At 62.6% G+C, this 23,264-nt stretch carries 23 protein-coding genes and 3 pseudogenes; 17 read left to right on the top strand and 9 right to left on the bottom strand.

What is annotated here, in order from left to right; translation table 11 throughout:
• On the top strand, positions 1 to 606 hold a 606-nt coding region (locus AC1DSF_RS19540), incomplete at its 5' end, for a sensor histidine kinase (RefSeq protein ID WP_478183276.1).
• On the opposite strand, the gene AC1DSF_RS19535 is transcribed toward AC1DSF_RS19540, so the two are convergent.
• Both AC1DSF_RS19535 and AC1DSF_RS19530 read right to left on the bottom strand, forming a co-directional pair.
• Entirely contained in the window at positions 543 to 1,586 is a 1,044-nt protein-coding gene (locus tag AC1DSF_RS19535; RefSeq protein ID WP_478183275.1) for a SphA family protein, read from the bottom strand. The two genes, AC1DSF_RS19540 and AC1DSF_RS19535, sit on opposite strands and share 64 nt — an antisense overlap.
• Positions 1,587 to 1,623: 37 nt before the next feature.
• Entirely contained in the window at positions 1,624 to 3,093 is a 1,470-nt protein-coding gene (locus tag AC1DSF_RS19530) for a DUF1254 domain-containing protein (protein WP_478183274.1), read from the bottom strand.
• Between the two features lie 220 nt (positions 3,094 to 3,313).
• Between AC1DSF_RS19530 and AC1DSF_RS19525 the strand changes: the two genes are divergently transcribed.
• Entirely contained in the window at positions 3,314 to 3,685 is a 372-nt protein-coding gene (locus tag AC1DSF_RS19525) for a response regulator transcription factor (RefSeq protein WP_478124265.1), read from the top strand.
• A gap of 24 nt (positions 3,686 to 3,709) precedes the next feature.
• Here the strand turns inward: AC1DSF_RS19525 and AC1DSF_RS19520 are convergent, their stop codons facing one another.
• From AC1DSF_RS19520 to AC1DSF_RS19510, 3 genes are all read right to left on the bottom strand, one after another.
• Positions 3,710 to 4,654 (bottom strand): hypothetical protein, encoded by a 945-nt coding sequence (locus AC1DSF_RS19520; protein ID WP_478183273.1) that lies wholly within the window; start codon positions 4,652 to 4,654, stop codon positions 3,710 to 3,712.
• A gap of 65 nt (positions 4,655 to 4,719) precedes the next feature.
• Positions 4,720 to 5,211 (bottom strand): hypothetical protein, encoded by a 492-nt coding sequence (locus AC1DSF_RS19515; protein WP_478124264.1) that lies wholly within the window; start codon positions 5,209 to 5,211, stop codon positions 4,720 to 4,722.
• Positions 5,208 to 6,011 carry a DUF2092 domain-containing protein gene (locus AC1DSF_RS19510; RefSeq protein ID WP_478183272.1) on the bottom strand — a complete coding sequence of 268 codons (804 nt, stop codon included), beginning with the start codon at positions 6,009 to 6,011 and terminating at the stop codon, positions 5,208 to 5,210. Before AC1DSF_RS19510 ends, AC1DSF_RS19515 begins: the two co-directional genes overlap by 4 nt.
• Before the next feature lie 196 nt (positions 6,012 to 6,207).
• Between AC1DSF_RS19510 and AC1DSF_RS19505 the strand changes: the two genes are divergently transcribed.
• Positions 6,208 to 6,354 (top strand): hypothetical protein, encoded by a 147-nt coding sequence (locus AC1DSF_RS19505; RefSeq protein ID WP_478183271.1) that lies wholly within the window; start codon positions 6,208 to 6,210, stop codon positions 6,352 to 6,354.
• Between the two features lie 40 nt (positions 6,355 to 6,394).
• On the opposite strand, the gene AC1DSF_RS19500 is transcribed toward AC1DSF_RS19505, so the two are convergent.
• Positions 6,395 to 7,372 (bottom strand): AraC family transcriptional regulator, encoded by a 978-nt coding sequence (locus tag AC1DSF_RS19500; RefSeq protein ID WP_478143617.1) that lies wholly within the window; start codon positions 7,370 to 7,372, stop codon positions 6,395 to 6,397.
• Positions 7,373 to 7,515: 143 nt separating this feature from the next.
• Between AC1DSF_RS19500 and AC1DSF_RS19495 the strand changes: the two genes are divergently transcribed.
• Both AC1DSF_RS19495 and AC1DSF_RS19490 read left to right on the top strand, forming a co-directional pair.
• Positions 7,516 to 9,018 (top strand): flavin-containing monooxygenase, encoded by a 1,503-nt coding sequence (locus AC1DSF_RS19495; RefSeq protein ID WP_478183270.1) that lies wholly within the window; start codon positions 7,516 to 7,518, stop codon positions 9,016 to 9,018.
• 8 nt (positions 9,019 to 9,026) lie between these two features.
• Positions 9,027 to 9,908: an alpha/beta hydrolase gene (locus tag AC1DSF_RS19490; RefSeq protein WP_478183269.1), complete on the top strand. Its 882-nt coding sequence runs from the start codon at positions 9,027 to 9,029 to the stop codon at positions 9,906 to 9,908.
• Between the two features lie 7 nt (positions 9,909 to 9,915).
• On the opposite strand, the gene AC1DSF_RS19485 is transcribed toward AC1DSF_RS19490, so the two are convergent.
• Positions 9,916 to 12,303: a fatty acid cis/trans isomerase gene (locus AC1DSF_RS19485; protein WP_478183268.1), complete on the bottom strand. Its 2,388-nt coding sequence runs from the start codon at positions 12,301 to 12,303 to the stop codon at positions 9,916 to 9,918.
• Positions 12,304 to 12,439: 136 nt separating this feature from the next.
• Here AC1DSF_RS19485 and AC1DSF_RS19480 point away from each other — a divergent pair, with 136 nt between their 5' ends.
• On the top strand, positions 12,440 to 12,853 hold the full coding sequence (locus tag AC1DSF_RS19480) for a hypothetical protein (RefSeq protein WP_478183267.1): 414 nt from the start codon (positions 12,440 to 12,442) through the stop codon (positions 12,851 to 12,853).
• 59 nt (positions 12,854 to 12,912) lie between these two features.
• Here the strand turns inward: AC1DSF_RS19480 and AC1DSF_RS19475 are convergent.
• A pseudogene (locus AC1DSF_RS19475) lies at positions 12,913 to 13,329 on the bottom strand (LysR substrate-binding domain-containing protein); the annotation flags it as partial.
• Between AC1DSF_RS19475 and AC1DSF_RS19470 the strand changes: the two are divergent.
• Together AC1DSF_RS19470 and AC1DSF_RS19465 are read left to right on the top strand one after the other, a co-directional pair.
• Positions 13,322 to 13,897: pseudogene (locus tag AC1DSF_RS19470) on the top strand (isochorismatase family protein); the annotation flags it as partial. The pseudogenes AC1DSF_RS19475 and AC1DSF_RS19470 overlap by 8 nt on opposite strands.
• 81 nt (positions 13,898 to 13,978) lie before the next feature.
• Positions 13,979 to 14,281, top strand: a pseudogene (locus tag AC1DSF_RS19465) (acetyl-CoA hydrolase/transferase C-terminal domain-containing protein); the annotation flags it as partial.
• Between the two features lie 37 nt (positions 14,282 to 14,318).
• Here the strand turns inward: AC1DSF_RS19465 and AC1DSF_RS19460 are convergent.
• Positions 14,319 to 14,963, bottom strand: coding sequence for a MarR family winged helix-turn-helix transcriptional regulator (locus AC1DSF_RS19460; RefSeq protein ID WP_478124256.1), 645 nt, complete (start codon positions 14,961 to 14,963; stop codon positions 14,319 to 14,321).
• 196 nt (positions 14,964 to 15,159) lie between these two features.
• Here AC1DSF_RS19460 and AC1DSF_RS19455 point away from each other — a divergent pair, with 196 nt between their 5' ends.
• The 9 genes from AC1DSF_RS19455 to AC1DSF_RS19415 are packed head-to-tail and all read left to right on the top strand — an operon-like array spanning position 15,160 to position 23,254.
• A complete protein-coding gene (locus tag AC1DSF_RS19455; RefSeq protein WP_478183266.1) occupies positions 15,160 to 16,332 on the top strand; it encodes an ABC transporter substrate-binding protein in 1,173 nt (390 codons plus the stop codon).
• Positions 16,333 to 16,365: 33 nt separating this feature from the next.
• On the top strand, positions 16,366 to 17,235 hold the full coding sequence (locus AC1DSF_RS19450; protein WP_478124254.1) for a branched-chain amino acid ABC transporter permease: 870 nt from the start codon (positions 16,366 to 16,368) through the stop codon (positions 17,233 to 17,235).
• A gap of 4 nt (positions 17,236 to 17,239) precedes the next feature.
• Entirely contained in the window at positions 17,240 to 18,226 is a 987-nt protein-coding gene (locus AC1DSF_RS19445; RefSeq protein ID WP_478183265.1) for a branched-chain amino acid ABC transporter permease, read from the top strand.
• Positions 18,223 to 19,011 carry an ABC transporter ATP-binding protein gene (locus tag AC1DSF_RS19440; protein WP_478143612.1) on the top strand — a complete coding sequence of 263 codons (789 nt, stop codon included), beginning with the start codon at positions 18,223 to 18,225 and terminating at the stop codon, positions 19,009 to 19,011. Before AC1DSF_RS19445 ends, AC1DSF_RS19440 begins: the two co-directional genes overlap by 4 nt.
• Positions 19,004 to 19,699 (top strand): ABC transporter ATP-binding protein, encoded by a 696-nt coding sequence (locus AC1DSF_RS19435; protein WP_478183264.1) that lies wholly within the window; start codon positions 19,004 to 19,006, stop codon positions 19,697 to 19,699. Before AC1DSF_RS19440 ends, AC1DSF_RS19435 begins: the two co-directional genes overlap by 8 nt.
• 17 nt (positions 19,700 to 19,716) lie before the next feature.
• Positions 19,717 to 20,472, top strand: a complete 756-nt coding sequence (locus AC1DSF_RS19430) for an SDR family NAD(P)-dependent oxidoreductase (RefSeq protein WP_478124250.1) — start codon at positions 19,717 to 19,719, stop codon at positions 20,470 to 20,472.
• 11 nt (positions 20,473 to 20,483) lie between these two features.
• Positions 20,484 to 21,779: a Rieske 2Fe-2S domain-containing protein gene (locus AC1DSF_RS19425; protein ID WP_478183263.1), complete on the top strand. Its 1,296-nt coding sequence runs from the start codon at positions 20,484 to 20,486 to the stop codon at positions 21,777 to 21,779.
• Entirely contained in the window at positions 21,776 to 22,231 is a 456-nt protein-coding gene (locus AC1DSF_RS19420) for a bacteriohemerythrin (protein WP_478183262.1), read from the top strand. The genes AC1DSF_RS19425 and AC1DSF_RS19420 overlap by 4 nt, the downstream gene beginning before the upstream one ends.
• 60 nt (positions 22,232 to 22,291) lie before the next feature.
• Entirely contained in the window at positions 22,292 to 23,254 is a 963-nt protein-coding gene (locus AC1DSF_RS19415; RefSeq protein WP_478143607.1) for a PDR/VanB family oxidoreductase, read from the top strand.
• Positions 23,255 to 23,264 lie beyond the last annotated feature (10 nt).

Below are 23,264 nucleotides of genomic sequence, written 5' to 3'. Positions count from 1 at the left end.
GAAGACATCCGCGCCGATGATCAGCGCGCCGGTGCCGTGATCGACCGCATGCGCGCGATGCTGCGGCGCCACGAAATCGAAGTCGTTCCCCTGAAGGTCGATGAGCTGCTGGAGGACGCCACCGCGCTGGTGCGCCCCGATGCGGCGGCGCGGCACATTCGGGTGCTCTTGCAAGTTGCGCACGGTCTGCCTGCGGTGCTGGGTGATCGGATCCATCTGCAGCAGGTGCTGCTCAACCTCATCTCCAACGGCATGGACGCCATCGATGAAGCCGCAGGCAAGGGCCGGCGCATTGTGGTCAGCGCAATGCGCCGTGCCGCCGGCACGGTCGAGATCGCCGTCAACGACACGGGTGCCGGCATTGCCAGGGAGCGAACGGAGCAAATCTTCGAGTCGTTCTTCACGACCAAATCCGCCGGGATGGGCATGGGCCTGTCGATCTCGCGCTCGTTGATCGAGGCGCACGGCGGGCACTTATGGGCCGAGAACAACGAAGGTGGCGGCGCAAGCCTGCGCTTTACGCTGCCAGCCTCATTGACAGATCAGACTGCCAAGCCGGTGCCGAGGCCCATGGGATCTGCCGGAGCCTTGCAAAAGGCGGTGTGAATTGCGCGCTCGGCACCCAGTGAGGCTTCATTTCCCGAGTGGCAGTACCAACGTTGCAAACACCGAGTAGCCTGAGATGCGATTCTGCGCCCAGAACTCGTAGAAGCGCGCAAATTGGCATAGGCCGGCAGACCCTTTAATTTGAATGCGTATCCGATTTCGGGTCCGACGGCTGCAACCCGGGACTTGAACGGCCCAAGCTTGGCACCCGATCCGCTGTCTCCGGTCAGCTGGTAGTACACGTAGCCTGCCAGCCCGACCTCCCAATTGGCCGAGAGGAATTGGGACGCCGCCCAATCGATATGCGAGTCGACCCCATTCTTGTAGTTCGTGTCGGAGTTCTCCCAGTTGTAGGTGAGGCCCCCCACGACCGAGAACTCGCGCCCGCTCTGCGGATCCAGATAGGTGTAGCCGCCACCGGCGTCGAAGGCCGCATGCCCAATACCGATGTTCGCGAGTCTCTTGCTGTCGTAGGCGCCCACCGGGACATCACCCGTCGCGTAGGTCATCCAGTTGTGCACGCCCTGTGTCCAGGCGATGCTGGCGATCGGGTAAAGGTCAGTGAAGCCGTTGGTCGTATCGGTGCGCTTTAGCTCGGTGCCGAGGGCGGACGTTGAAATGTCTGCCTTCGTCGAGTTCCTGCCGTAGCCGAAGCCCACGCCCAGAGAAGCCTGGCCGCCCAGCCACTGGGTCTCTGGCGCGTAGCTTAGCTGTGCGAGCAGCAACGCCACATCGGAACTCACCCCCGCCGACACGGTGTTGCCTCTCGGCAGCAGCTTGCCCGTCGAGGCGCTGCCGCTGTAGCCGTAGCCCATCGTGGTGAGTGACCAGCCGGGCGTGGCCGGTGTGGCAGAAAGACTCGAATACTGGCCCGAGAACCAGAAGGGCACACCGCCCTCGTCCGCGTGGCTGTGCACTGCGGTGAGCGCCAGTGCCGCGCCTAGAAGGCAGCGGCTCGCGAGCAGGGTGCGAGCCTTCATAGGTCTTGGCGACGAACTGAAGCTCGCCAGCAGAGGCCTATTTCGACGCCACGACTGCGGGCGGCTTCCAGGTGCCTGCTCCTGCTGGCAGGATCGAAGGCGGCGACTCCTTGGGCCAGTACAGACGCATTACCAGGTAGACGGTGTCATTCGGCGCCGGCAGCCAGTTGGCTTCGAGCGCCTTGCCCGGTGAGTCCTTCTGGATGTGGAGCGTCAGCGAGCCGTCGGCGTTCTTCTTCATCGCCGAGACCATCGGCGAATTGATGAGGTAGCGGTTGATGGGGTTCTTGATCAGCAGCTGGCTCTTGCCGTCGTACATCGTCACCGACCAGAACGAGTTCACGGGCGGCAACTGCCCGGCAGGGAAGGTAATGGTGTAGTTGCGTTTGCTGGTGTCGATCGTCTCGCCCGTCGCTGTCACGCGAGTGATGGGATACATCGCTTCGACGTCGTCGTTGCCGTACACGCCGGACTTGGCGCCTGCAGCGCGCTTGAGCCAGTCGCCCTTGTAGTAGGCGCGATCGCCAAAGAACGAGCCGACGTTCCAACCGTTGATGTTCTTCACGCCAGTGGCCACGTACTTGTCGATCTTCTCGTCCCCTTCCTTCATGGCCAGCAGAACGGCACCCTTGTGTTCAAGCGATAGATCCTTGAACTCGAAGGTCTTGCCTGGGCCGATGCCGATGCGGGCAAGCCTGGCGCGCAGCTCCTTTTCTTCGGGTGTCACGGGCACGAACTGAAGCGCCGCGTCGAGATACTCGAAGTAGTTCTGCTTGATCCCGGCCGTGGTCGCCGGCAGGAAGTTGAGGGCCGGGGCGGCAGGCGGCGCGGGTCGGTTGAGAAATGCGGAAAGCGGCTGCGCCTTGTAGCCTGCCTGCACCTTCTCGACATTCGAGATGTCCTTCGGGTTAAACAGCTGTGTCCGAAACAGTGCGAGTGAAAACGGGGTGGTCGAGGTGAAGACCTTCTTGATTCCCGCCGGAGTCTCGCCTTTCCAGTCCGGGCCAACCACCAGGTAGTTGCCCGGTGCGCTGCCCGTGGCGCGAGTGCCGATGTAGCCGTAGTTGTAGGTGTTGCCGTCGATGAGCTGCACGGAGTAGTAACGCCGCTTATCCACTGCAGGCACGGAGACCACTATCGGCTCGGCGCGCAGATCAAGCCAGACAAAGGAATAGGGCGTATCGCTGTTGGGGGTGACGATCGCCGTGTCCTCATAGGTGGCGACATGGTGTTGATTATTGATCTTGTTGAACGGCGCCTTGAATTGGCTCGACTTCGAATCCACGGCGAATTCGTACATCACCGCATAGTTCATCACGATCGGAAGACCATAGACGAAGGCCTCTTCGGCGATCGCCTTGGTCTCGGCAATGCTGGGCACTGCCGCTCCCTTCGCAGCATCGGCCTTGGCCGCCTGGCTGACTGGATCGAGTTTGCTCGCGCAGCCAACCGTCAGGCTGATCGCCCCGGCAAGCACCGTGAGCCATATCTTCCGTTTCGCTTTCATGTTTGCCCTTTGCGTGCAGTGTCGTCACTGCAGTGTTGCAGCGTTCGGCGGCATGATGCCAGCGGCATCAGTGAGTTGGCAACTGCACCAAAGGGCAGGGTCGACGCACCCTTGCCTTGAGGTATAGCAGTCTCGGTGGTAGGTAGCTGCCCACTCCGACCTTCCCTAAGGGGCAGTAGACGGCGACTTCGGAGGCGCCCAAAGTAGAAGGTGACTCCCGATGAGCACCATCACTCCTTTTTACGTTGCCGTCGTCGATGATGACGACAGCCTTTGCCGATCGCTTGGCAGGCTGCTGCGCGCGTCCGGCATGCAGCCGGTTACCTACGGCTCGGCAGAAGAGTTCCTCGCGGACGCGAAGAAACCCCGGTTCCACTGTCTGTTGCTGGACATCCAGCTCGGGGGCCTATCGGGCATTGAATTGGCTCAGTACATGGTCGCGCAGGGCGGGCACCCGCCATTCATTTTCATTACTGCGCACGACGACCCTGAGACCCGGGCTGCGGCACGGGACATCGGCTGTGCGGCCTACTTTCTCAAAAGCGAGGCGGGAGCCGATGTGCTCGAGGCGATCCGGCGCGTGGCCGACTGAGATGCGGAGTTTGCCGGCGGAACGTTAAAAGCTGACTGCCAGTCCGACCGAGAACCCCGACACCGCGTGACCGAACATGTGACGCAGAACGAGTCGCGTGCGGGTAATGAAGAGGTCGCGCGCACTCGAATCAAGCTCGAGGCCGATTCCGACCGAATTCAGCGAAGAGAACCCCAACACCCCTGCCTGGTCGCCGAGATAGCGTGTGTATGCGTACTCCAGTACATAGCGCAATGGGCGCTCCATTGCCGTGAATCCGGTCGGAGCCCGGTAGCGGCTCCAAAGACTGGCGGTGATGGCGTCGGCGTGGCCCTGTACGGCCAGTGAACTGCTGCTGCGACTTTGCAGCCGGATGTTGGTGTAGCGCAGCTCGACGTCGATCTCATCCTCCGGCCGATATCGCTCGTAGTCCAGCATCAGTGAGCCGCCAAAGCCGTAGGCCGTGAGATGGCCTCTGTCGAGAAAATCGAACTCGGGCCCCCCATTGGGGCCGAGAAGGGCTCTGGCTATTGCCAAGTCGCTTGCGACGCGTCCGAGCGCGACATTGACGATAGGTCTGAACTTGAGTTCTGGAATCAAGGGGAAGTCCCATCCTATTCCGCCGGTCAACGCGCCGTTGTTCCATTTCACAGGGACCGGTCGCTCCTGACTGCCGTTAGTCGCGTAGAACGTCGGGTCGTAGCGGCTCGCCGCAAGTCCTCCTTCGAGGTAGAGCGGAAAGGATTGGCTGACGGTGAATCCACCAGCGAGCTGAGACATGGCAATCGTCGGATTTCCAGTATTGGGACTGGAGATCGATAGCGAACTCGAAACGAGGTCGGGCACAACGGAATAGCTCATCAACGCGAGCACACCGTTCACGCGCTGTTGAAGCTTGGCCTCGGTCAGCACGAGGTCTGCCGGTTGTGCCGCTACGCAAGAGGCGAAGACCGCAGCACCAAGCACCAAGGTCAGTGCGATAAACCTCATGCATCGAAGATCAAACGGGGACTGGCCGCCCCGGCCGCCAAGCCCGCGCTGCAATCTCGCGCGCCCTATGGCGCCGGCACGACTTCGTAGTAGACGCCGCTCGAACCAAAGTAGGGCTTGTACCAGGTTGGCCCTGCCTGGTAATACCGGGTGCCGTTCACGACCATCTCCCTCGCCCCGCCCGGTACGTTGGCGATCTGGGTGCCGATCGGCAAGCTCGGGTGGACCACGTAGGCGGGCTGCTGGACTACCACCGCCGGGGCCTGTTGGACCACCACAGTGGTAGGTCGCGCCGCAGTAGCGACTGCCGCGCCGACCGCCATTCCTGCGACCGCACCCGCTGCAGCACCACACCCGTAGCAGCCCGCGGGACGATAGTAGGGGTGGTAGTAGGGCCGGTGGACGCCACCGACCGCGACGGCCCCGCCGCGCCAGCCGCCGGCAGCGGCGACCCATGCGTTCGCGGCAGACAAGGGCGCGAGCGTACCGGACACGATTGCGACGCTGAACACGAGTGTCTTGAGATGCTTCATCACATTGCCTTTTTGCAGGATCACTTGAGGGCGTCCATTTGCTTGAATTCGAGCTTCAGCGCGCTCTTGGGGATCGACGCGTTGAAGGTCTGCGACGCAACCGGCGCACCGAGCTTCCAGTCGGAGAACTCCACGGTGAACGTCGGCTGGCGCTCGCCAGTGCGATAGGAGATGACCATCAGGCGCGGCAGCTTGTCCTTGGCACCAATCCAGATTTCCCAGTCCAGCCCCTCGTCAGTGAATGCGAGATGGTCGGTCTTGACGCCGCCGACAGTCGATTGGCCGACCCAGAACGCGCTGGAAAGATCCCGCGTCAACAGTGCGAAGGGATCCGGCACGAGAAGATCCAGAAACGGAGTTGTCGCATCCGACCCTGGCAGCTCGTTCTTCATGAGCGATTCGATGGCACCGCCCGCTGCCTCGCGCTGCGCGTAGAACTTGTGGTCCGCGCCGATGACTGTCACCGTCTTGCCGTCATAGACGATGTCGCTTGGAAACAGGTCTCCACGCGAGGTCACGAAGAGTTTGTCGGGCCGCTGCATCACGACGCGCGACGAAGCGAACAGGCTGACGTACTGCCCCGTCGGAGAGGGCGTCGGAACGATGCCTCGAATCTTGAAGTCGAGCGTCTTCGCCGCCGTGAGCGTGTCGCTCATGGCCTTGAGCAATCCGAGGGCGCGTTCGTCCTTGAATGTCTTCGCAGGTGCCGTGGCTGTCGCGGGTGCCTCTTGGGCCATTGCAACGCCCACGGGCCCGATCAGCGTCGAGACGGCCAGCAAGGCAATGCCAAGCTGACGAGTGGTTGTTTTGAGGTTCAGGTTCATATATCTCCAGAGCGGATGGGAACGGACCAGGCCGAATGTCCATTCTTTGATCCGCAAGTACTTTGGGCGCGCGCGCGCTCGCCGTCTACTGCCCTTTGGGGAAGGTGCGTCTCGCGGCATTTGTCAGTACCCTCTGCCCGGGAGAGACCGCCGGAAATTTGACGGCGGGCCAGCCGTTCGACTACAGGAACAACGCATGAAACACAGGTACTCGCTGGCTGCGGCCACAGCGTTCGGAATGATGGTGCTGCTGCCGCTGGACGCCTCTGCGGGCGCTTGCGTCAAAGGCGTGTATCGGGCGGGCTGCGCCGGTCCCAACGGCGCGGCGGTTGTCCGCAAGTAGCGCTGGCATTGCCAGCATGCGGGCCGCCCAGAGGCAGACCTCAGTCAGACTCGAGACTGGATTCTTGCCCGCGTATCACTGAAGGTGGGGCGCCGAACCAGCGGCGACAAGATCGTGTCATGGCCGACTGCTCAGAGAAGCCGAGCAGGTGGGCGAGTTGGCCAAGAGGAATACGGGTCTCACGCAGAAAGTGATGCGCAACCTCCTTGCGGGTGTCTTCTCGAATCGCTTCGAAGGTCGTGCGTTCGGCAGCAAGGTGGCGTTGCAAGGTACGGGGATGGACGCCGAGTAGTTCGGCGACGTGTGTTTTGTCGGCCCGCGGCGTTCCGAGCGTGCGCCGCAAGGCAAGGCGGACTCGAGCCGAAACACTTTCGCCTGGGTTGCGGAAGTGCCTGTCGAGATAGTCTTCGGTGATTTGTCTCAACGCAGGATTCGCGTCGCGCAAGTCTGCGTCGAGGGTTTCGCGGCTTAGGTGCAGGGCGGCTCTCGGCTGCTCAGTGAACACGGGTGCCCCGAAGAATCGCCTGTAGACGGAGAGTGGCGCAAGCGGCTCATGAGGCAGGGTGACCGCGTGCAAGTGGTAATTCTTGCCTGCAAGCAAGCGGGTAATGCGATGACAGTCGCCCAGGCACAGATCAATCGTCTGTCGTTGCGCGGGCAATCGAGGCAGCCGGATCTCGACTGCAATTTCCGCTGCGTCTTGGACCACCGAACTATCCTCGTGGACGCTCATTCCGAGACCGGGGCTCTGGACGAACAGATGGCTGGACACATAGTCCCACGCGCTCCTGACAGTGGGTGCGTTCTGCAAAACGATCGCGAGCGGACCGAGCGCGCTGACATTCTGGAGCTGCGCCATCCGCAAACCGAAGTCGGGGCAGGCGGTCTCGAAAGCGCTGGCTTCCAGAAGCTGTACGCCGGAGCGAAGCGACACCATTGCGTCTTCGTCTGCCAACAACGCCAAGGACATTCGATGTCGCTTCAGAAGCACTGCCGGGTTGCAGCCCATGCTCTGCATGAGCGCCGCATAGCCTTGCAATCCACTCGCTCGGACCATTGCTGTCATGTCTCAAACTGTCAAAGATTAGTCTCCCAATGTCAAGAAGAGCTGTCGACGCACAGCAATACTCGTGGCCACTACATAACCAGAGGCGACAGCACATGGAGACAAACTACGACGTCCTGATCATCGGGGCCGGACTTTCCGGCATCGGCATGGCTTGCCATCTGCAGAAGGAATGCCCGGACAAGCGCGTGGGCCTTCTCGAACGCCGCAAAGCGATAGGCGGTACCTGGGACCTGTTTCGCTATCCAGGCATCCGTTCGGATTCGGACATGTTCACCTTCGGCTATGCATTTCGTCCATGGCATGAACTCAAGGTCCTGGCGGACGGGCCATCGATCCGACGGTACGTTGCCGATACGGCGCGGGCGTTCGGAGTCGACAAGAATATTCATTTTGGCGTCCGCACCACGCAGGCATCGTGGTCGAGCGAGCACAGGTGCTGGACCATCAGCGCAGTCGACGAGGAGAGCGGTGAGACCCGCACCTTCACTTGCAGCTTCCTGATTAGCTGCACGGGCTACTACGACTACGACGCGGGCTATCTCCCGAGCTTTCCCGGTGTAGAGCGTTTCAAGGGCCAGTGCGTGCATCCCCAGCATTGGCCCGAAGGCCTGGACTACCGCAACAAGCGAGTTGTCGTGATCGGCAGTGGTGCGACCGCCGTGACCCTGGTTCCGACCATGGCGCAGGAGACGGCCCATATCACCATGTTGCAGCGTTCGCCCAGCTACGTGTTCTCCGTGCCGGGCTACGACAGGATTTCGGAAGTGTTGCAGCGCGTGCTGCCTGACCGTTGGGTCTTCGGCATGGCACGTGCCCGCAACCTGTTCCTGCAGAGACTGATCTACAAGGCGTCCAAGCGGTGGCCCGAACGGATGAGAAAGCTGCTGCTGTCAGGTGTGAGGAAGCACTTGGGCAAGGACTTCGACATGCGCCATTTCTCGCCCAACTACAAGCCGTGGGATCAGCGCCTGTGCGCAGTGCCTGATGCCGACCTCTTCAAGGCGATCCGGGCAGACAAGGCCTCCATCGAGACCGACCAGATCGACAGCTTCACGGAGAACGGCATCCGACTGAAGTCCGGCAAGGAACTGGAAGCTGACATCATCGTGACCGCGACCGGTTTGAAACTGCAGTGCTTTGGCGGCATGGAATTGCGGGTCGACGGGCAGACTCGTTCCGTGAATGAACTGATGACCTACAAGGGAGTCTTGCTGCAGGACATTCCCAACCTGGCGTGGGTCTTCGGCTACGTCAATGCATCCTGGACCTTGAAGGTCGACATGGCGGGAGGGTACGTCTGTCGGCTGCTCAAGCACATGGACAGCAAAGGTCTCGACGTCGTCACGGCACGCGCGCCGCAGGGCCAGGCGCAGGACGAAACGATCGCGGGTGCGCTCCAGTCAGGCTATGCGCAGCGCGGGGCAGCGATATTGCCGCGACAAGGCCGCGGATTGCCATGGCGCGTGCTGCACAGCCCTGAAAAAGACCGTGTGATGCTGCTCAAGGATCCGGTGGAGGATTCCGCACTGGAGTTCGGTGTCGAATCGCTTCGCGGCGGACCTTTGCGCGCCGCGCCTGTTCCCGTTGGCGCCTGAGAGATCCCGTGGAAATCATCGACTCTTCATTCATGAGCCGCGGCTTGCGCTGCGCGGCCACCCTGCTGCTGCCGAGCCATGGAGATCGCCCTCCCGTCATCGTGATGGCACACGGCTTTGCCGGCGTGCGGGCGATGCTGCGTCCGCACGCGGAGCGCTTCGTCGAAGCCGGGTATGCCGTGTTCCTCTTCGACTACCGCAACTTCGGCGACAGCGAAGGGCAACCGCGGCACTGGGTCGATCCGGACCGCCACCTGCAGGACTGGGATGCCGCCATTCGGTTCGTCAAGACAAGGAACGAGGTGGATGGGCAGCGCATAGTGCTGTGGGGCACTTCACTCTCCGGCGGCCACGTAGTCTGCATGGCGGCGCGCGGTCATCGCGTATCCGCGGTCATTGCAGGGCATCCGCTGATGAGTGGACTGGGTGTGATTGGCTCGCTGAGCCCGAAGGTCATTCTGCGGCTGACTGCCGCTGGCATACGCGATGTCATTGGCAGCTTGTTCGGCAGACCGCACTACCTGCCCGTCGTCGGCCGGCCTGGCGAGTTCGCCGTGCTGACAGGCCCCGAGGCATGGAGCGGGATGAAGAAGCTCAAGGACATCGCCAACGTGACGTGGGAAAACAAGGTACTCGCAAGAGTGCTGTTGAAGATTCCTTACTACAACCCCATTCGCAGCGCGCACAAGGTACGGGTGCCGACGCTCGTCATTGCCGGATCGAACGACAGCATCATCCCGGCGGCTGTCGCTCGCAAGGCAGCCGAACGCATGCCGAACGCAGAGTTCGCTCTGCATGCATCGGATCATTTTCAGCCCTACTACGGACGCTACCTGGACGAGAACGTCCGCGCCCAGTTGGCTTTTCTCCGTCAGCACGTCGCTGTGTGAAGGACTGTCACCTGTCCTCGAAGCGGTTGAGGTCCAGGATGCCGGCCTGAACAGGCTGGTCCCGTCGGTACCGCTCGACAAGCCCGTCGCTCACGGCCCAGAAGGCCGGGTCGGTGCGACGCACTGCAAAGCGTTCCGAAAAGGCTGCGTAATCTTTTTCAGACTTCAGCTTCCGGATCGCGTCGGCCATCGCCGGCAGCTGCGATGAGTCAACCCTGTAGAAGGCATTCGGATAGGCGCCGATCACACCGGGCACCAGCGTCAGGGTGTCCTCGTCCGGCCGCAATTCGCGGCGCTCACCCAGCAGGTGCGACACGCTCGCATGCGCGGTGTTGCGCAGAAGACTGAAGGTCGCTGGCGCGGCACCGGGCGCCTCGACCACCAATGCGGCTTCCTCCGGAAGCCATTGCAATGACGCGCCGCGCACCGCCTCGAGTTCGCGCAACGGCCCCTGCAAAGGCGGCGCCGCGCGGCTCAGCTCGAACTCCCGGGGCAGCACCGGCGCTAGCCCCTTCTTCATTATCTCCATCAGTTCGAGTCGGGCATCTGCAGTTTGGTAGTGAATGCCGCTGTCGACAGACAGCGTGGTCGATGGGCCGCCGTAGACCTGATCGCGTGCGGCACGGCTGTCGGATCGATACCAATAGTCGCGTGTCGCAATGCGCTGTGCCTTCGGCAGCAGCACGATGAAATTGAACTCGCCTTCCATGCGCAGGAAGTCCATGTAGAGGCGCGAGTTGAGTTGATGCCCGACGTTGCCGAACACGTCGTAATTGGCAACCAGCAGGTAATGGATGCGCTCCAGCAGCGGATAGCCGATGACCCAGGCAGTCTTGGGCGCGTCACCGACCATGCCCTTGACGACACTGGCGCTGTCGAAGTGGCGGAACACGGTGAGTGCGGCATTGTCATTGCGACCATCACCGTCCCACAACAGTTGCAGGTCGAGCTTCTGCTGCTGGGGGCCGCCGATGTTGCGGGCCAGGAACGCTGACTTGGCACGCAGGTATTCGTTCTCCAGGCGCGCGTAGTGAATCCAAGGCGTGACCACTTGCTCGTTGCTGCTGCCGGTTGGCAGGCGCAGCAGGTTGCTGTCCTTTGCGAGCAGGTCTGCCTGCACCTGATCATTGCGCCCACCCGGCGCAAGAAAGGCTACCCAGAAACGGTCCTCTATGACGTCGAGTGCCATCTGGCCGCGGCACACAGGGCCTTTGATGAAGCCCATGATCGTGAACTCGGCCTCGTCGAGCATGAAGCGGTAGCGCGCCTCCACGGGTAGCGCGGCGAAGGTTGCGAATGGATTCGCGGCCGTATCGGCGCTGTAGCCGGGCAGGCGATCGACCGTGTAGGGCGCATCAAGAAACAGCGAACGCCAGCGCTGCATTCGGGCGGGACTCAGCGCGTAGGGCATATGAGTCTTGGCAACGATGGATTCGCGCTCCGGCACCAGGCGGTAGTAAAAGCGCTCGACTCCTGGATCGTCGACCGGCCGGCGGCTGGCGATCAATTGCACTGGCTGGCCGGGCGCAGTCGCCGAACGCACCATCTTGAAAAACTGGTGCTGGGGATCGTCATCGAAATAGAGATGAGCGAGGAACAGGTGCTCGTACGCATAGCGGCTGAAGAGCCGCTCCTTGCGCGAATCGCCATTGAAGAAGCGCTCCCAAGCCGCGATGCGGTCTTGCGCGAGCGGCGCCAGCGGCGGCGGGCCTTCGTAAGGCGCGCCGCGTTCGATCCAGCTCTTGAGCTGGTTCTGCTCGGCCGGACTCAGGCCCGGAAGGCCGAAGGGCATGCCGCCGAGCGGCATCTTGCGTTCATAGGCGTCGATCTCGGCACCGGCCGGGCACATCGCTTCGCGCCCGATTGAAAAATCGAGCCCTGCGCCCACGATCCCGCTGGTGGGCAGCGGATGCTTCTCCTTCAGCACCAGAAGCCGGTGCATCAGCCCGGCCGTGCGATTGGCCTCGGGCGTCGGCGCATGCTCGTTGAGCACCGGAAAGAAGCCCCTATCCCGCCATTGCGAAGGCTCCTGCGCGTCGACAAAAAGCCGCGTGGGGGTCGCCGCGAGCAGCCGCGACGCGTCGTACACCGGCGTCTTGCTGGCACCTCGCGCCAAGCCCTCCCAGGCCGTGGCCTTGAGCTGGCAGGGTCCGTCATAGCAGGCGTGGCAGACCACGCAGCGGCGGTCGAGGATCGGCTGGATCGTCTGCGCATAGGACTCTCCGGGCATTGGCGCAAGCGGATGGTCGAAGCGCTTCGGGTCGGCCGGTCCGTAGAGCTCATCGAAGTGCTGGAGCGCCAAGGTCGTGCATGCGGCGATCAGGATGAGCAGGACAATCAGGACCAGGGATGTGACGCGGCGCATGCGGGTGTTCTCGGATTCGGCTGTGGACATGCAATGTACCCGTGGAAGGACAGTTTTCCGGCGGCAAGGGGTTACATTGCTGGCAGGCTTCGAGAGCAATCCGAGAAACAGTAAACGGACTGCTGCGTTGTCTGGTCACCTGTCGCCAACTTCAAGCAAAAAACCAATGAACAAATTCAAAGTCATCTTCAAGAGAATCTGCGGCATGGCGCTGATTGCGTTGGCCGCCGCCGGATGCGCAACCAGCCACCCGGACCGCGACAAGATTGCAATTGCTGCGGGCTTCAAGATCGTTACGCCGACGACTCCTGAACAGTCGGCCATTTACGCCAAGCTACCCAAAGACACTGTCACACCCGTCAAGTACAAGGGAGTCATTTACTACGTGATGCGCGATTCCACGAATGGAATGGCACTCGTTGGCAACTCGGCGCAATACTCGGTTTACCAGGAAATGCGCTATCACCAACAAATGAACAAAGAGGATCTGCGAGAGGCTCAGTACGATGAGCTGAACAATGCAGATTGGGGCGCGTGGGGCGGTGGCGGCGTGGCTTTCGTCGGAGGTTTCGGCCCCTGAGAAAGGACCTTGTGTCCGGCCGCGCATCCACGCCTGGCAGGGCAACCAGCTCGCTCGCGTCAGTCCTCTTCCAGCCGCGCGAAGCGTTCGGCGAGGTCATCGATCAGCGCTCGGACAGCCGGCAGGAGACCACGGCGAGAGCCGAATACAGCGTGAATGAGTTCGCGCCGAGGTGCCCAGCCGGGAATCACGTGCACTAACACCCCGCGCTCGATCTCCTCGCGCACCATCATCGTCGGGAGTTGGACCACGCCCACTCCCGACGCAGCGCCCGCACGAAGCGCCAGCATGCTGCGCGTGACGAACCGCGGGTTGTGGTGAACATCCACATGCGCGCCATTGGGGCCGATGAGACTCCAAACGTGCTGGCTCTGGGGCATGCCCATGTCCATGCTGGGGAGCTTGGACAAGTCCGCGGGCAACTGAGGAGTGCCCGTCTTCTCCAGAAGGCGCGGGCTTGCTACCAGGGACATGCCGATGACGGAGCTGCGCGCCAATGTCACCACACTTGCCAAGGTGGCGACGCTGGCAAGGATTCCTGTCATCACGACGGCCTCGGTCCCGCAGGGTCCGAACGGGCCTTTGATCCCTGAAGTCCACAAGTACGCGCCGCATGCCGAGTACGTGGCACGCAGGGGTGAGATCAATGCGTGGGACAACCCCGAGTTCGTCGCTGCAGTGAAGGCCACCGGCCGCGGCACACTGATCATCGCCGGCACCATCACGAGCGTATGCATGGCCTTCCCGAGCATCGCGGCGGTGAATGAAGGCTACAAGGTGTTTGCGGTGATCGACGCTTCAGGCACCTATTCGAAGATGGCCCAGGAGATCACGCTGGCGCGCGTCGTGCAGGCGGGCGTGGTGCCGATCGATACCGCCGGCGTGTGCTCCGAGATCCAGAAGACCTGGAGCCGCGAAGATGCGGGGCAGTGGGCCGAAGCCTACAGCGCCGTGTTCCCGCCGTACCAGTTGCTGATCGAGAGTTATGCGAGAGCTCAGGAAGTCGTGAAGAACAGCGAGCAACTGGACTCACAAAGGAAGTAGCTGCCGATTGGCGGCCGGTCCCTCGGATCGGCAGTCGACGCCGGCAATCTACGGCTTACCACCACGTTGGACGGGGAGACGATGCAGGATGGTACGACCGCGGACATGGTGTTCTCGTTCGGGCCGCTGACCGGACACATCAGCAAGACAATCACTTTGCGCCGAGGCGATGTGATCGCAAGGGGCACGCCGGCGGCCGAAGCCATCGGCAGCGATCACATCGGCGCGGTCGCAGGGCAGGTCGATTTCGTCAGGGCGGCATCGCAGTCGCAGGGTGGTGTTTCGATCTTCGCGCTGCCTTCCGTCGGCAAGGGTGGCATTTCGAGAATAGTCAGCCACCTCTCGGGCCTGGTGACGACCGCCCGCAGCGATGTCGACGTGATAGCCACTGAGCACGGCATTGCCAGGCTTCGCGGATTGACTATCCGCCAGCGCGTCGCACATGGCGTGGTCGCGAGGGCGGCTCATCGACCTCTTCCTCGAGCGAGGCTTCGGTTCTTTCGAGCATGGACAGGATTTGCAGCGCGAAATTCGTCCCCCGCTTGCGTTCGTCCGGAGGAAGCTGCGACATCGCTGGAGCGAGTGCGGAGTGGTTGGCCAGGTACTCGACCGCCAACTCCACCGTCTGCAAGCCTGCCTTTGTCAGGTGCACCAGAAAGCCGCCACTGTGGCTCGGATCGGGGAGTCGCTCCACATAGCCTGCCTCGACAAGCCGATCGACCTTCTTGGTGATGGCGCCGGAAGTCACCAGCAGGGCTCGGAACAGATCCGTGGGCCTCTTGACATAGGGAGGCCCGCTGCGGCGAAGCGCGAGCATCAGGCGCATGTCTCCGCCATTGACACCGTATGCCTTCTGACAGTGGCGGTCGTACGCGCGGTCCACCAGTGTGCCTAGCCGCATGAAGTAGATCGCCAGAAGGAAGTTCTGCAGATCGAGGTCTTGCCTCTCGGTCTGCCATTGCATCGTGATCAGTTCGCTGATGCTGGGTCGGGCACGGCGACCCGCGCCGGGACCCCGCGCATCACCGAGAGCGCTTCGAGAATCGATCTTGTGTTTGTCTTCCATGGAACATCCACTCCTGGGGAGTCGAGATTTTACCGGAGTCGGCGCTGCTCCCTTCGAAGTTAATTTTTAGAGGCGCAATGCTGGTTTGCCCTATAGGGTGCTGACTCAGAAATGATATCTTCCGTGGAAGACGATTGCGCAGAATAGATGTTCTGCCTGCAGCGCAATCTCTCTGCAAAAGGTGAAGGTGAAACGAATGAAGATGTCGATCTCGCGTCTGTTGGTGCTGGCTGCCTCCATTCTTCTCGGCGGCAACGTTGCCGCGCAAGAGCCAGTCAAGGTCGGCTTCGTCGGCCCTTTCACGGGGCCGTTCGCAGTGGCGGGTCAGTCATTTCGACAGGGGGTCGAGGCGTACATGGCGATTCACGGGTCGTCGGTTGGCGACCGGCGGGTAGAAGTGATCTATCGCGACAGCGCAGGCGCTGATGCCACGTTGGCCAAGCGCCTGGCGGAAGAACTCGTCGTCAAGGACAAGGTCGCCATGCTCGGCGGTTTCTATCTGAGCCCGGAGGTGGCGGCGACTGCGCCCGTGGTGAACGCGGCCAAGGTCCCGCTTTTCATCGTGAACGCGGCGACGCCTTCTCTGATGAAGATGTCGCCGTACTTCGTTCGGATGGGCCAGGCAATCAATCAACCGGCAGAACTCGCTGCCACCTATGCGCGCCAGCAGGGCAAGTCCCGCGGCTTTGTCGCAGTCGGGGACTACGGGCCGGGCCATATCGTGGAGCAGGCCTTCATGGCCAAGTTCACATCGGAAGGCGGTCAGATGGTCGGCAACGTACGCGTGCCGCTGAACACCACGGACTTCGCACCGATCGCGGAACGCATCGCCAACGCCAATCCTGACGTGCTGCAGATCTTCCTGCCGCCTGGGGCAGCTTCGGTGGGCTTCAGCAAGGCTTTGGCTGCCCGCGGCTTGACGCAGAAGGTACTGATCATCGGCCAGGGCGAAGCGGAAGACAGCGATCTGCCGCTGTTCGACGACTCCATCGTGGGCTTCAAGTCCATCATCTATATCGATGCCAACGCGAAGAACCCGGAAAACACGGCATTCGCCAATTGGCTGTTGAAGAACGTCGGTCCCACTGCGCGTCCGAACTCGTTCAGCATCGGCGCATTCGACGCGATGCATCTTGCCTACAAGATGCTTGGCGACCAGGCCGGCAAGCCGTTCGACGGCCAAGCGGCTGTGAAGTCCCTGCCTGGCTATACATGGAAGAGCCCGCGCGGCCGTGTGACGATCGACCCCGCCACACGAGAGCTGGTTCAGAACTTCTACCTTCGCGAAGTCGTCAAGGACGGCAATGGCACCAAGCGCAACCAGGTCGTCAAAACCTGGGAGCAGGTGAACCCGGCGTCGGCGAACTGAGCCCCCTTCGAAGCCGCTGCCAGGTTGACTGAAGTGGACACCATCGCCTTCATCGTTCTGTATGGCCTGTCGTATGGACTGGTCCTGTGCCTGATCGCGCTCGGCCTCGTGATCACCATGGGCCTCATGCGGGTCATCAACCTTGCACATGGCGCCTTCGCTGCCATTGGCGGCTATCTGGCGATCAGCCTGATGCAGCAGCACGGCTGGGCCTATGCGGTTGCGGTGCCCGTGGCAGTCATCGCGGTCGCGATCTTTGGAGTCGCCGCCGAGCGGCTGCTCTATGTGCATCTGTACAAGCGCAGCGACCTGGACCAGGTGCTGGTGACCATCGGCTTCAACTTCGTGGTGATCGCGCTGCTCACGATGTGGTTCGGGCCGAACGTCATGCGGATCGACCTCCCGGCCTATCTCAAGGGCAATGTCGACCTCGGAGTGCGTGAGTTCGAGGTGTATCGCGTCTTCTCGGCGGTCGTCTGCCTGGTGATCATTGGTGCGTTGTGGTGGGTGTTCGAGCGCACCAGCACCGGGGCGAGACTTCGCGCCGCAGTGGACAACCGCGGCATGGCGCAGGCGATGGGGATGAACGTGCCGGTGCTTTTCTCGGCGACTTTCGCGTTGGGTTGCGGCCTTGCCGCGCTCGGCGGCATCCTGGCGGCCCCCATGTTGCCGATGGAGCCGATGTGGCCGCTCAAGCACCTTGTGCTGGTGCTGGTCATCGTCGCCCTCGCAGGACATGGCCAGGTGACGGCCTCCGTCGCCGTCGCGGTGATCGTCGGCCTTTTCGAGACGGCCGGGCGCTACCTGTTTCCACAGTCCGGCGCATTCCTCATCTATCTGCTTCTGATTGCGCTGATCGTGTGGCGGCCCGATGGCCTGCTCGCTCGTGCGCGGACGGCCTGACAACATGAACTCTGCGACACGCGATTCGATCCTCGGGCGTCACCGCTGGCACTTCTCGGAGTTCCTCTGGCTCGGCGTCGCGCTGGCTTGCTACTTTGCCTTTCCGCAGTATCTGTCGCTGGGTACCTCGGTTCTGGTCATGGTGCTTCTCGTGCTGTCCTATGACCTGCTGCTGGGATTTTCAGGTGTGCTTTCCTTTGGTCACGCGGTCTTTTTCGGGCTCGGGGCCTTCACGGCTGGATGGCTCTCCCTGGCGGGGTGGACCGAGCCGATCAGCGTCGCATTGATGGGCGGACTCGCGGCGGGCGCTCTCGCGGCCTTGGTGGGCCCCTTCCTGCTGAGATTGACCGGTCTCCCGCTGCTGATGGTCACATTGGCTCTGGGCGTGCTCGTGTTCGAGGCTGCCCACAAGGCGACGGACATCACAGGGGGCGACGACGGTCTGGCGGGAATCCAGTTCGCCCCCATTCTTGGGCGGTTCGAATGGGGGCTGGGCGGCAGCACGGCTTACCTCTATGTACTGGCCTGGCTGGTGCCGCTTTTCGTGCTGCTCAAACGTGTCGTGGCATCGCCCTTCGGCGTGATGCTGCAGGGCGTGCGCGAGAACCCGGCGCGCATGCGCCTGATCGGCAATCGCGTGCTGCCCCATCTCACATTGGCCTACATCATCAGCGGCGCCATCGCAGGCATTGCGGGCGCGTTGTTCACTCAGGCGAACGCATTCGTGGGGATCGGCGTCTTCGCGCTCGACACTTCGGTGGATGTCCTGGTCATGCTGGTTCTCGGCGGCATCGGCACACTGTATGGCGCCTTCATTGGTGCCCCGGCCTACATGCTGCTGAAGCATTTCTCTTCCCAATGGAATCCGTTCTATTGGATGCTGATCATCGGCCTCGTCCTGATTGCGGTGGTGATGTTCGGCCGCGGGGGATTGGTGGGACTGGCGCAGAACGCCTTGCGCAAGTTGCGCGGCAACGAGGGCCGGTCATGAGTGCCGCGATGATCGCGCTGCAAGCGAGCGGGCTGAGCAAGCACTTCGGTGCGCTGCACGTCACGCAAGACGTGAGCATCTCGCTGCCGAAGGGCACTCGCACGGCGTTGATCGGCCCCAACGGTGCCGGCAAGACCACGCTCGTGAACCTGCTCACGGGGGTGTTGAGGCCAGACGCTGGAAAGCTGCAGCTGTTCGGTGAAGAGGTCACGGGAGCCTCGGCGGCGGTGCGGACGCGCAAGGGATTGGTTCGCACGTTCCAGATCTCGAGTCTCTTCTCGCAACTGACGGTTTTCGAGAACGTCTTCATTGCCGTCACGCAAGCGGCAGGGCGCGGCTTCCAGATGTGGCGGCCGGCTGGTCGGGAGATCGACCTGCTCGAGCACACCGAGACGTTGCTGTTGCAGCTGAAGCTCCAGGACGACCGGTACCGGAAGGTGACGGAGATCGCATACGGAAGGCAGCGGCTCGTCGAGATTGCGATCGCGCTGGCGCTGCAACCGAAGGTCCTGCTGCTGGATGAGCCTGCGGCGGGCATTCCCAGCACCGAGCTCGATTTGCTGCACGGGGCGATCGCCACATTGCCGGCCGACATCGCGGTGCTGATGATCGAGCACGACATGGAGATGGTGCGGATGTTCGCTTCCGAGGTGGCCGTGCTGGTCAACGGTGCGTTGCTGATGTCCGGCAAGCCCAAGGAAGTCATGTCGCATCCGCAAGTGCAGGCCGTCTATCTCGGGTCATCGGGAAAGAAGCGCTTCGATGGAGCCGCCGCATATGCTTGAAATCACGAAGCTGTCGGGCGGTTGGGGCCCCACCTTGGTGGTGGAAGAGTTGAGCTTGTGCCTTGCTGCCGGCGAGACGGTGGCGATCGTCGGCCGCAATGGCGTAGGCAAGAGCACCCTGCTCGAACTGATCGTCGGGCGCGCTCAACGCCGCAGCGGCGGCATCGTCCTGGATGGGGGCGATGTCGCAGGGCTTGCGTCTCACGAGCGCGCGCGCCGCGGGATCGGCTACGTGCCGCAAGGCCGCGAGGTCTTTCCAAGCCTCACGGTCGCCGAGCATCTGCAGATCGCACATCGGCCGGGCGACTGGACCGTGCAGCGCGTTGTCGACCTTTTCCCGCGTTTGCACGAGCGGCTTGCAAGCCATGGCAACCAGCTCTCAGGCGGCGAGCAGCAGATGCTGGCCATCGCCCGTGCACTCCTGGGCAACCCCCGTGCGCTGTTGATGGACGAGCCTTTCGAAGGTCTCGCGCCCATCATCGTGGAGCATCTCGTGCAAAGCATCCGCCGCATCGTGCGGGAAAGCTCGCTCGCGCTGCTGCTCGTGGAGCAGCGGGTCGACATTGCCCTTGATCTTTCCAATCGCTGCATCGTGATGGACCGGGGTCGCACGGTCTTCGAGGGTGCGTCCGATCAACTGGCCGGCGACGAAGGACGCATCGCCGGGTTGATGGGTCTGGGTCACTGAGCATGGAGAAGCAAGCAATGAAACTGGTGGACAAGGTGGCGATCGTCACCGGCGCGCAAACCGGCATCGGGCTGGCGATCGCGCAACGGCTCGCTGCCGAGGGCGCAGCCGTGGTGCTGGCCGACCTCGCCGACGCGACGCCGCAAGCCCGGGAGCTGCAAGCCTCCGGGGCCCGTGCATTGGCTTTGAAGGTCGACGTGGCGCAAGAGCATTCCGTCAAGGAGATGGTCGAGGCGGCACTCGCGCAATTCGGCCGCGTGGACATCCTGGTGAACAACGCGGCGATCGCGGCCAGTATCAAGTTGCGCGCCTTTGAAGAGATCTCGGTGGCCGAGTGGCGCCGCATGCAGGATGTCAATGCGATGGGCCCGTTTCTCTGCGCGCGCGCGGTCGCTCCGCACATGCGCCGCCAGCAGTTCGGGCGCATCGTCAACATCACTTCGGGTACTGCCTTCAAAGGGGCGCCGTTCATGCTGGACTACGTTGCAAGCAAGGGTGCCCTGATGACGATGACGCGCTCGCTCGCGCGCGAACTCGGTCGCGACTTCATCACCGTCAACGCGGTGTCACCGGGCTACACGCTCAGCGAAGGCAACCTGGGCAACAAGGAATTCCTCGCGAGCTACCGAGAGTCGGCCATTGCGACGCGGGCTCTCCCGCGCGACGGCTGGCCTGCCGACATCGTGGGCGCAGTCGCCTTCCTGGCAAGCGAGGACGCATCCTTCATCTCCGGCCAGATCCTCGCGGTCGACGGCGGCTCGGTCTATCACTGAGGAAGCATCAAATGTTGAATGCACAAACGAATGAGCGGCTTTGCCGTGTTGGGGCTGACCAGCCGATGGGCGTGACCTTGCGCCGTTACTGGCTTCCGCTGCTGCTCTCATCGGAGTTGTTGCCCGATTCGGATCCCAGGGGTGTCGAACTCCTCGGCGAACGTTTCGTCGCCTGGAGAGACGCGGCGGGTCGCGCTGGCCTGTATGCGGAGGCCTGCTTGCATCGGGGTGCGTCGATGCGCCTTGCGCGCTCGGAAGGCGACGGCCTGCGATGCATCTACCACGGGTGGAAGTTTGCCGTTGACGGCACGGTTCTCGACACGCCGAACGTCGCGGATCCCCGGTTCAAGAACCGCATCAAAGGCCGGACGTATCCGGTGCGCGAGGCGGGCGGCTTGTTGTGGGCCTACCTCGGTCCGCGCCATCTGGAGCCCGAGTTTGCGCACTGGTCATGGATGGACCTGCCAGATGCGAATCGATTGGTCACGCGCCATGTCGAGGAGTGCAACTTCGTTCAGGTGATCGAGGGACTTGTGGACTCGTCGCACCTGGGCTTGCTGCACCTGAACGGCCTGAGCCGGGCGGGGAATGCGGAGCTCGAATTTGCCGAGAAGGTGAACTCGATGCAACAGAATCTGGCGCCGCGCCTCGAAGTGGAGGAGACGCCATTCGGCTTCTACTATGCCGCGCTGCGCGAGATCGCAGACGAGAAAGGGCAGCGCACCGAGGCGAGGATCGCGGCCTTCGTTGCACCATGCATCGTGCTCAACCCCAACGGCGACATCGCGACTTTCGTGGTCCCGATGGACGACACGCGAACGGCGTTCATCCATGTGTTCTGGAGCCCGACCCATGAGCTCAATCGGGAGCCGCTGCGCAGCCGGCATCTCGAATTCATCGGCCTGACGCCCGAGGTGCTCGAGGGCTTCGGCTTGACTGACGAAACGCTGGGTCGCGCAGACAAGCCAGGGCCGCACAACAACTTTGCTCAAGACCGCGAATCCATGCGCAAAGGTGAGAGTTGGAGTGGGCTGCCGGGCCTGATCGAGGAAGACGTGGCTGCGTCGGTTTCGGCCGGCCGCGTGCGGGACCGCTCCGCCGAAGTGCTCTCGGTATCCGACATCGGGATCGCGCGTCTGTACCGTGCGCTGCTTGCGTGTGCCGATGCCGTGGAAAAAGGCGAAGCTCCACTGGCGCTGCAGGGCGGCATCGACTGGTCCCGGGTGGCGGGTATCAATGATGTCTTGAACGACCGTGCATGGCGCGATTTGTTGCCGCATCCGCTCGGCGAAAAGGAACTGGCATGAGTGCGACCTCAACGATGCCCGCGGAGTTCTCCTGGCAGGAGGACTACGCGGTGGGCGACCCGGCCATGGACGAGACCCACAGGGAGTTCGTGGAGTGCGTCGACGCCATCTTGCGCGCGGATGACGCAGAGCTCTCCGCCGCGCTGGAGGGCTTCGCCGAGCACGCGCATCGACACTTCGGCGAGGAGGATCGAGCGATGCAACAAACCGGCTACGAGTCGGCCGGCTGTCACGTCGACGAGCACGCGGCCGTTCTCAGATCACTGGAGGAGGTGCGCGCAGCGCTCGCCGAGGGGCATGCGCAGGTGGTTCACCGCTTCGCCTACGCACTGGCCGACTGGTTCCCGCAACACGCCAAGGTGATGGACCTGGGTCTTGCGCGCTGGCTGCTTCAAAGCCGGCTCGGCGGATCTCCGATCGTGCTCCGCCCACGGCAGACCGCGACGGCTTAGTCGCCATCGCTTTTTTTTGATTCAATATCTTCCATGGAAGAAGTTCGGAAGTTTGCAGTCATGGACAACCTCCTGCACGTCAAAGTCGCCGCACGCCGCGAACTCGCTGATGGGATCGCGAGCTTCGAACTCGCGGCATCCGACGGCACGCCTCTGCCGGATTTTCTGGCCGGCTCGCACATCGACGTGCATCTGCCGGGCGGCCTCGTCCGCCAATACTCCTTGTACGACTTGCCCGATGAGCATCAGCGCTATCGCATCGGGGTGTTGCGCGATCCGCAGTCACGCGGCGGCTCCGTGCAGATGCTGGATGGCGTGCGGGAAGGAGACGAAATCACCATCAGCGCGCCGCGCAACCACTTCGGGCTGCATGCCGGAGTGGAACGGTCGCTGCTGTTTGCCGGCGGAATTGGTATCACGCCGATTCTCTGCATGGCTGCACAGCTCTCGCGCGAAGGCCGCCCGTTCGAGCTTCACTATTGCGGCCGCTCTTTGGCGCGCATGGCTTTTGTCGGCGATCTGCTCGAAAGCAGCTATGCCGATCGGATAAAGATCCACGTCGATGACGGGCCCGATGCCCAGAAGCTGGACGCCCGGTCGGCGATCGGGCCGCCGGCGCCCGACAAGCACCTGTACGTCTGCGGCCCGACCGGATTCATGGACCACGTGCTGGGTACGGCGCGCGAACTCGGATGGCCCGAGGCGCTGTTGCATCGCGAATATTTTGCAGCTGCACCGATCGATCATTCGGCCGACGGACCCTTCGAACTGCAACTCAAGGGCAGCGGTCGGCTCATCCGGGTTGCCGCGGATCAGAGTGCCGCGGATGCGCTCCTGGCTGCCGGATTCGGCGTCTCGCTGTCATGCGAGCAGGGTGTGTGCGGAACATGCATCACCAAGGTGGTCGACGGCACGCCGGACCACCGCGACCTTTACCTGACTGACGAGGAGCACGCGCGCAACGACTGCTTTACGCCGTGCTGCTCACGTGCGCGCACGCCGGTTCTCGTCCTCGATCTTTAACCTCGAAAAG

This window comes from Variovorax sp. 01N429 (assembly GCF_056399425.1).
Note: the sequence above shows the minus strand (reverse complement) of the source record. Positions and strands in the feature narration are given on the sequence as shown.

Bases quoted from the DNA above. Each gene is read 5' to 3' on its own strand.
- AC1DSF_RS19495 (WP_478183270.1), top strand. From the start codon at position 7,516: ATGGAGACAAACTACGACGTCCTGATCATCGGGGCCGGACTTTCCGGC.
- AC1DSF_RS19485 (WP_478183268.1), bottom strand. From the start codon at position 12,303: ATGTCCACAGCCGAATCCGAGAACACCCGCATGCGCCGCGTCACATCC.
- AC1DSF_RS19520 (WP_478183273.1), bottom strand. From the start codon at position 4,654: ATGAGGTTTATCGCACTGACCTTGGTGCTTGGTGCTGCGGTCTTCGCC.
- AC1DSF_RS19445 (WP_478183265.1), top strand. From the start codon at position 17,240: ATGAACTCTGCGACACGCGATTCGATCCTCGGGCGTCACCGCTGGCAC.
- AC1DSF_RS19505 (WP_478183271.1), top strand. From the start codon at position 6,208: ATGAAACACAGGTACTCGCTGGCTGCGGCCACAGCGTTCGGAATGATG.
- AC1DSF_RS19530 (WP_478183274.1), bottom strand. From the start codon at position 3,093: ATGAAAGCGAAACGGAAGATATGGCTCACGGTGCTTGCCGGGGCGATC.
- AC1DSF_RS19500 (WP_478143617.1), bottom strand. From the start codon at position 7,372: ATGCAGAGCATGGGCTGCAACCCGGCAGTGCTTCTGAAGCGACATCGA.
- AC1DSF_RS19525 (WP_478124265.1), top strand. From the start codon at position 3,314: ATGAGCACCATCACTCCTTTTTACGTTGCCGTCGTCGATGATGACGAC.
- AC1DSF_RS19430 (WP_478124250.1), top strand. From the start codon at position 19,717: ATGAAACTGGTGGACAAGGTGGCGATCGTCACCGGCGCGCAAACCGGC.
- AC1DSF_RS19535 (WP_478183275.1), bottom strand. From the start codon at position 1,586: ATGAAGGCTCGCACCCTGCTCGCGAGCCGCTGCCTTCTAGGCGCGGCA.
- AC1DSF_RS19435 (WP_478183264.1), top strand. From the start codon at position 19,004: ATGCTTGAAATCACGAAGCTGTCGGGCGGTTGGGGCCCCACCTTGGTG.
- AC1DSF_RS19425 (WP_478183263.1), top strand. From the start codon at position 20,484: ATGTTGAATGCACAAACGAATGAGCGGCTTTGCCGTGTTGGGGCTGAC.
- AC1DSF_RS19460 (WP_478124256.1), bottom strand. From the start codon at position 14,963: ATGGAAGACAAACACAAGATCGATTCTCGAAGCGCTCTCGGTGATGCG.
- AC1DSF_RS19415 (WP_478143607.1), top strand. From the start codon at position 22,292: ATGGACAACCTCCTGCACGTCAAAGTCGCCGCACGCCGCGAACTCGCT.
- AC1DSF_RS19455 (WP_478183266.1), top strand. From the start codon at position 15,160: ATGAAGATGTCGATCTCGCGTCTGTTGGTGCTGGCTGCCTCCATTCTT.
- AC1DSF_RS19480 (WP_478183267.1), top strand. From the start codon at position 12,440: ATGAACAAATTCAAAGTCATCTTCAAGAGAATCTGCGGCATGGCGCTG.
- AC1DSF_RS19510 (WP_478183272.1), bottom strand. From the start codon at position 6,011: ATGAACCTGAACCTCAAAACAACCACTCGTCAGCTTGGCATTGCCTTG.
- AC1DSF_RS19440 (WP_478143612.1), top strand. From the start codon at position 18,223: ATGAGTGCCGCGATGATCGCGCTGCAAGCGAGCGGGCTGAGCAAGCAC.
- AC1DSF_RS19420 (WP_478183262.1), top strand. From the start codon at position 21,776: ATGAGTGCGACCTCAACGATGCCCGCGGAGTTCTCCTGGCAGGAGGAC.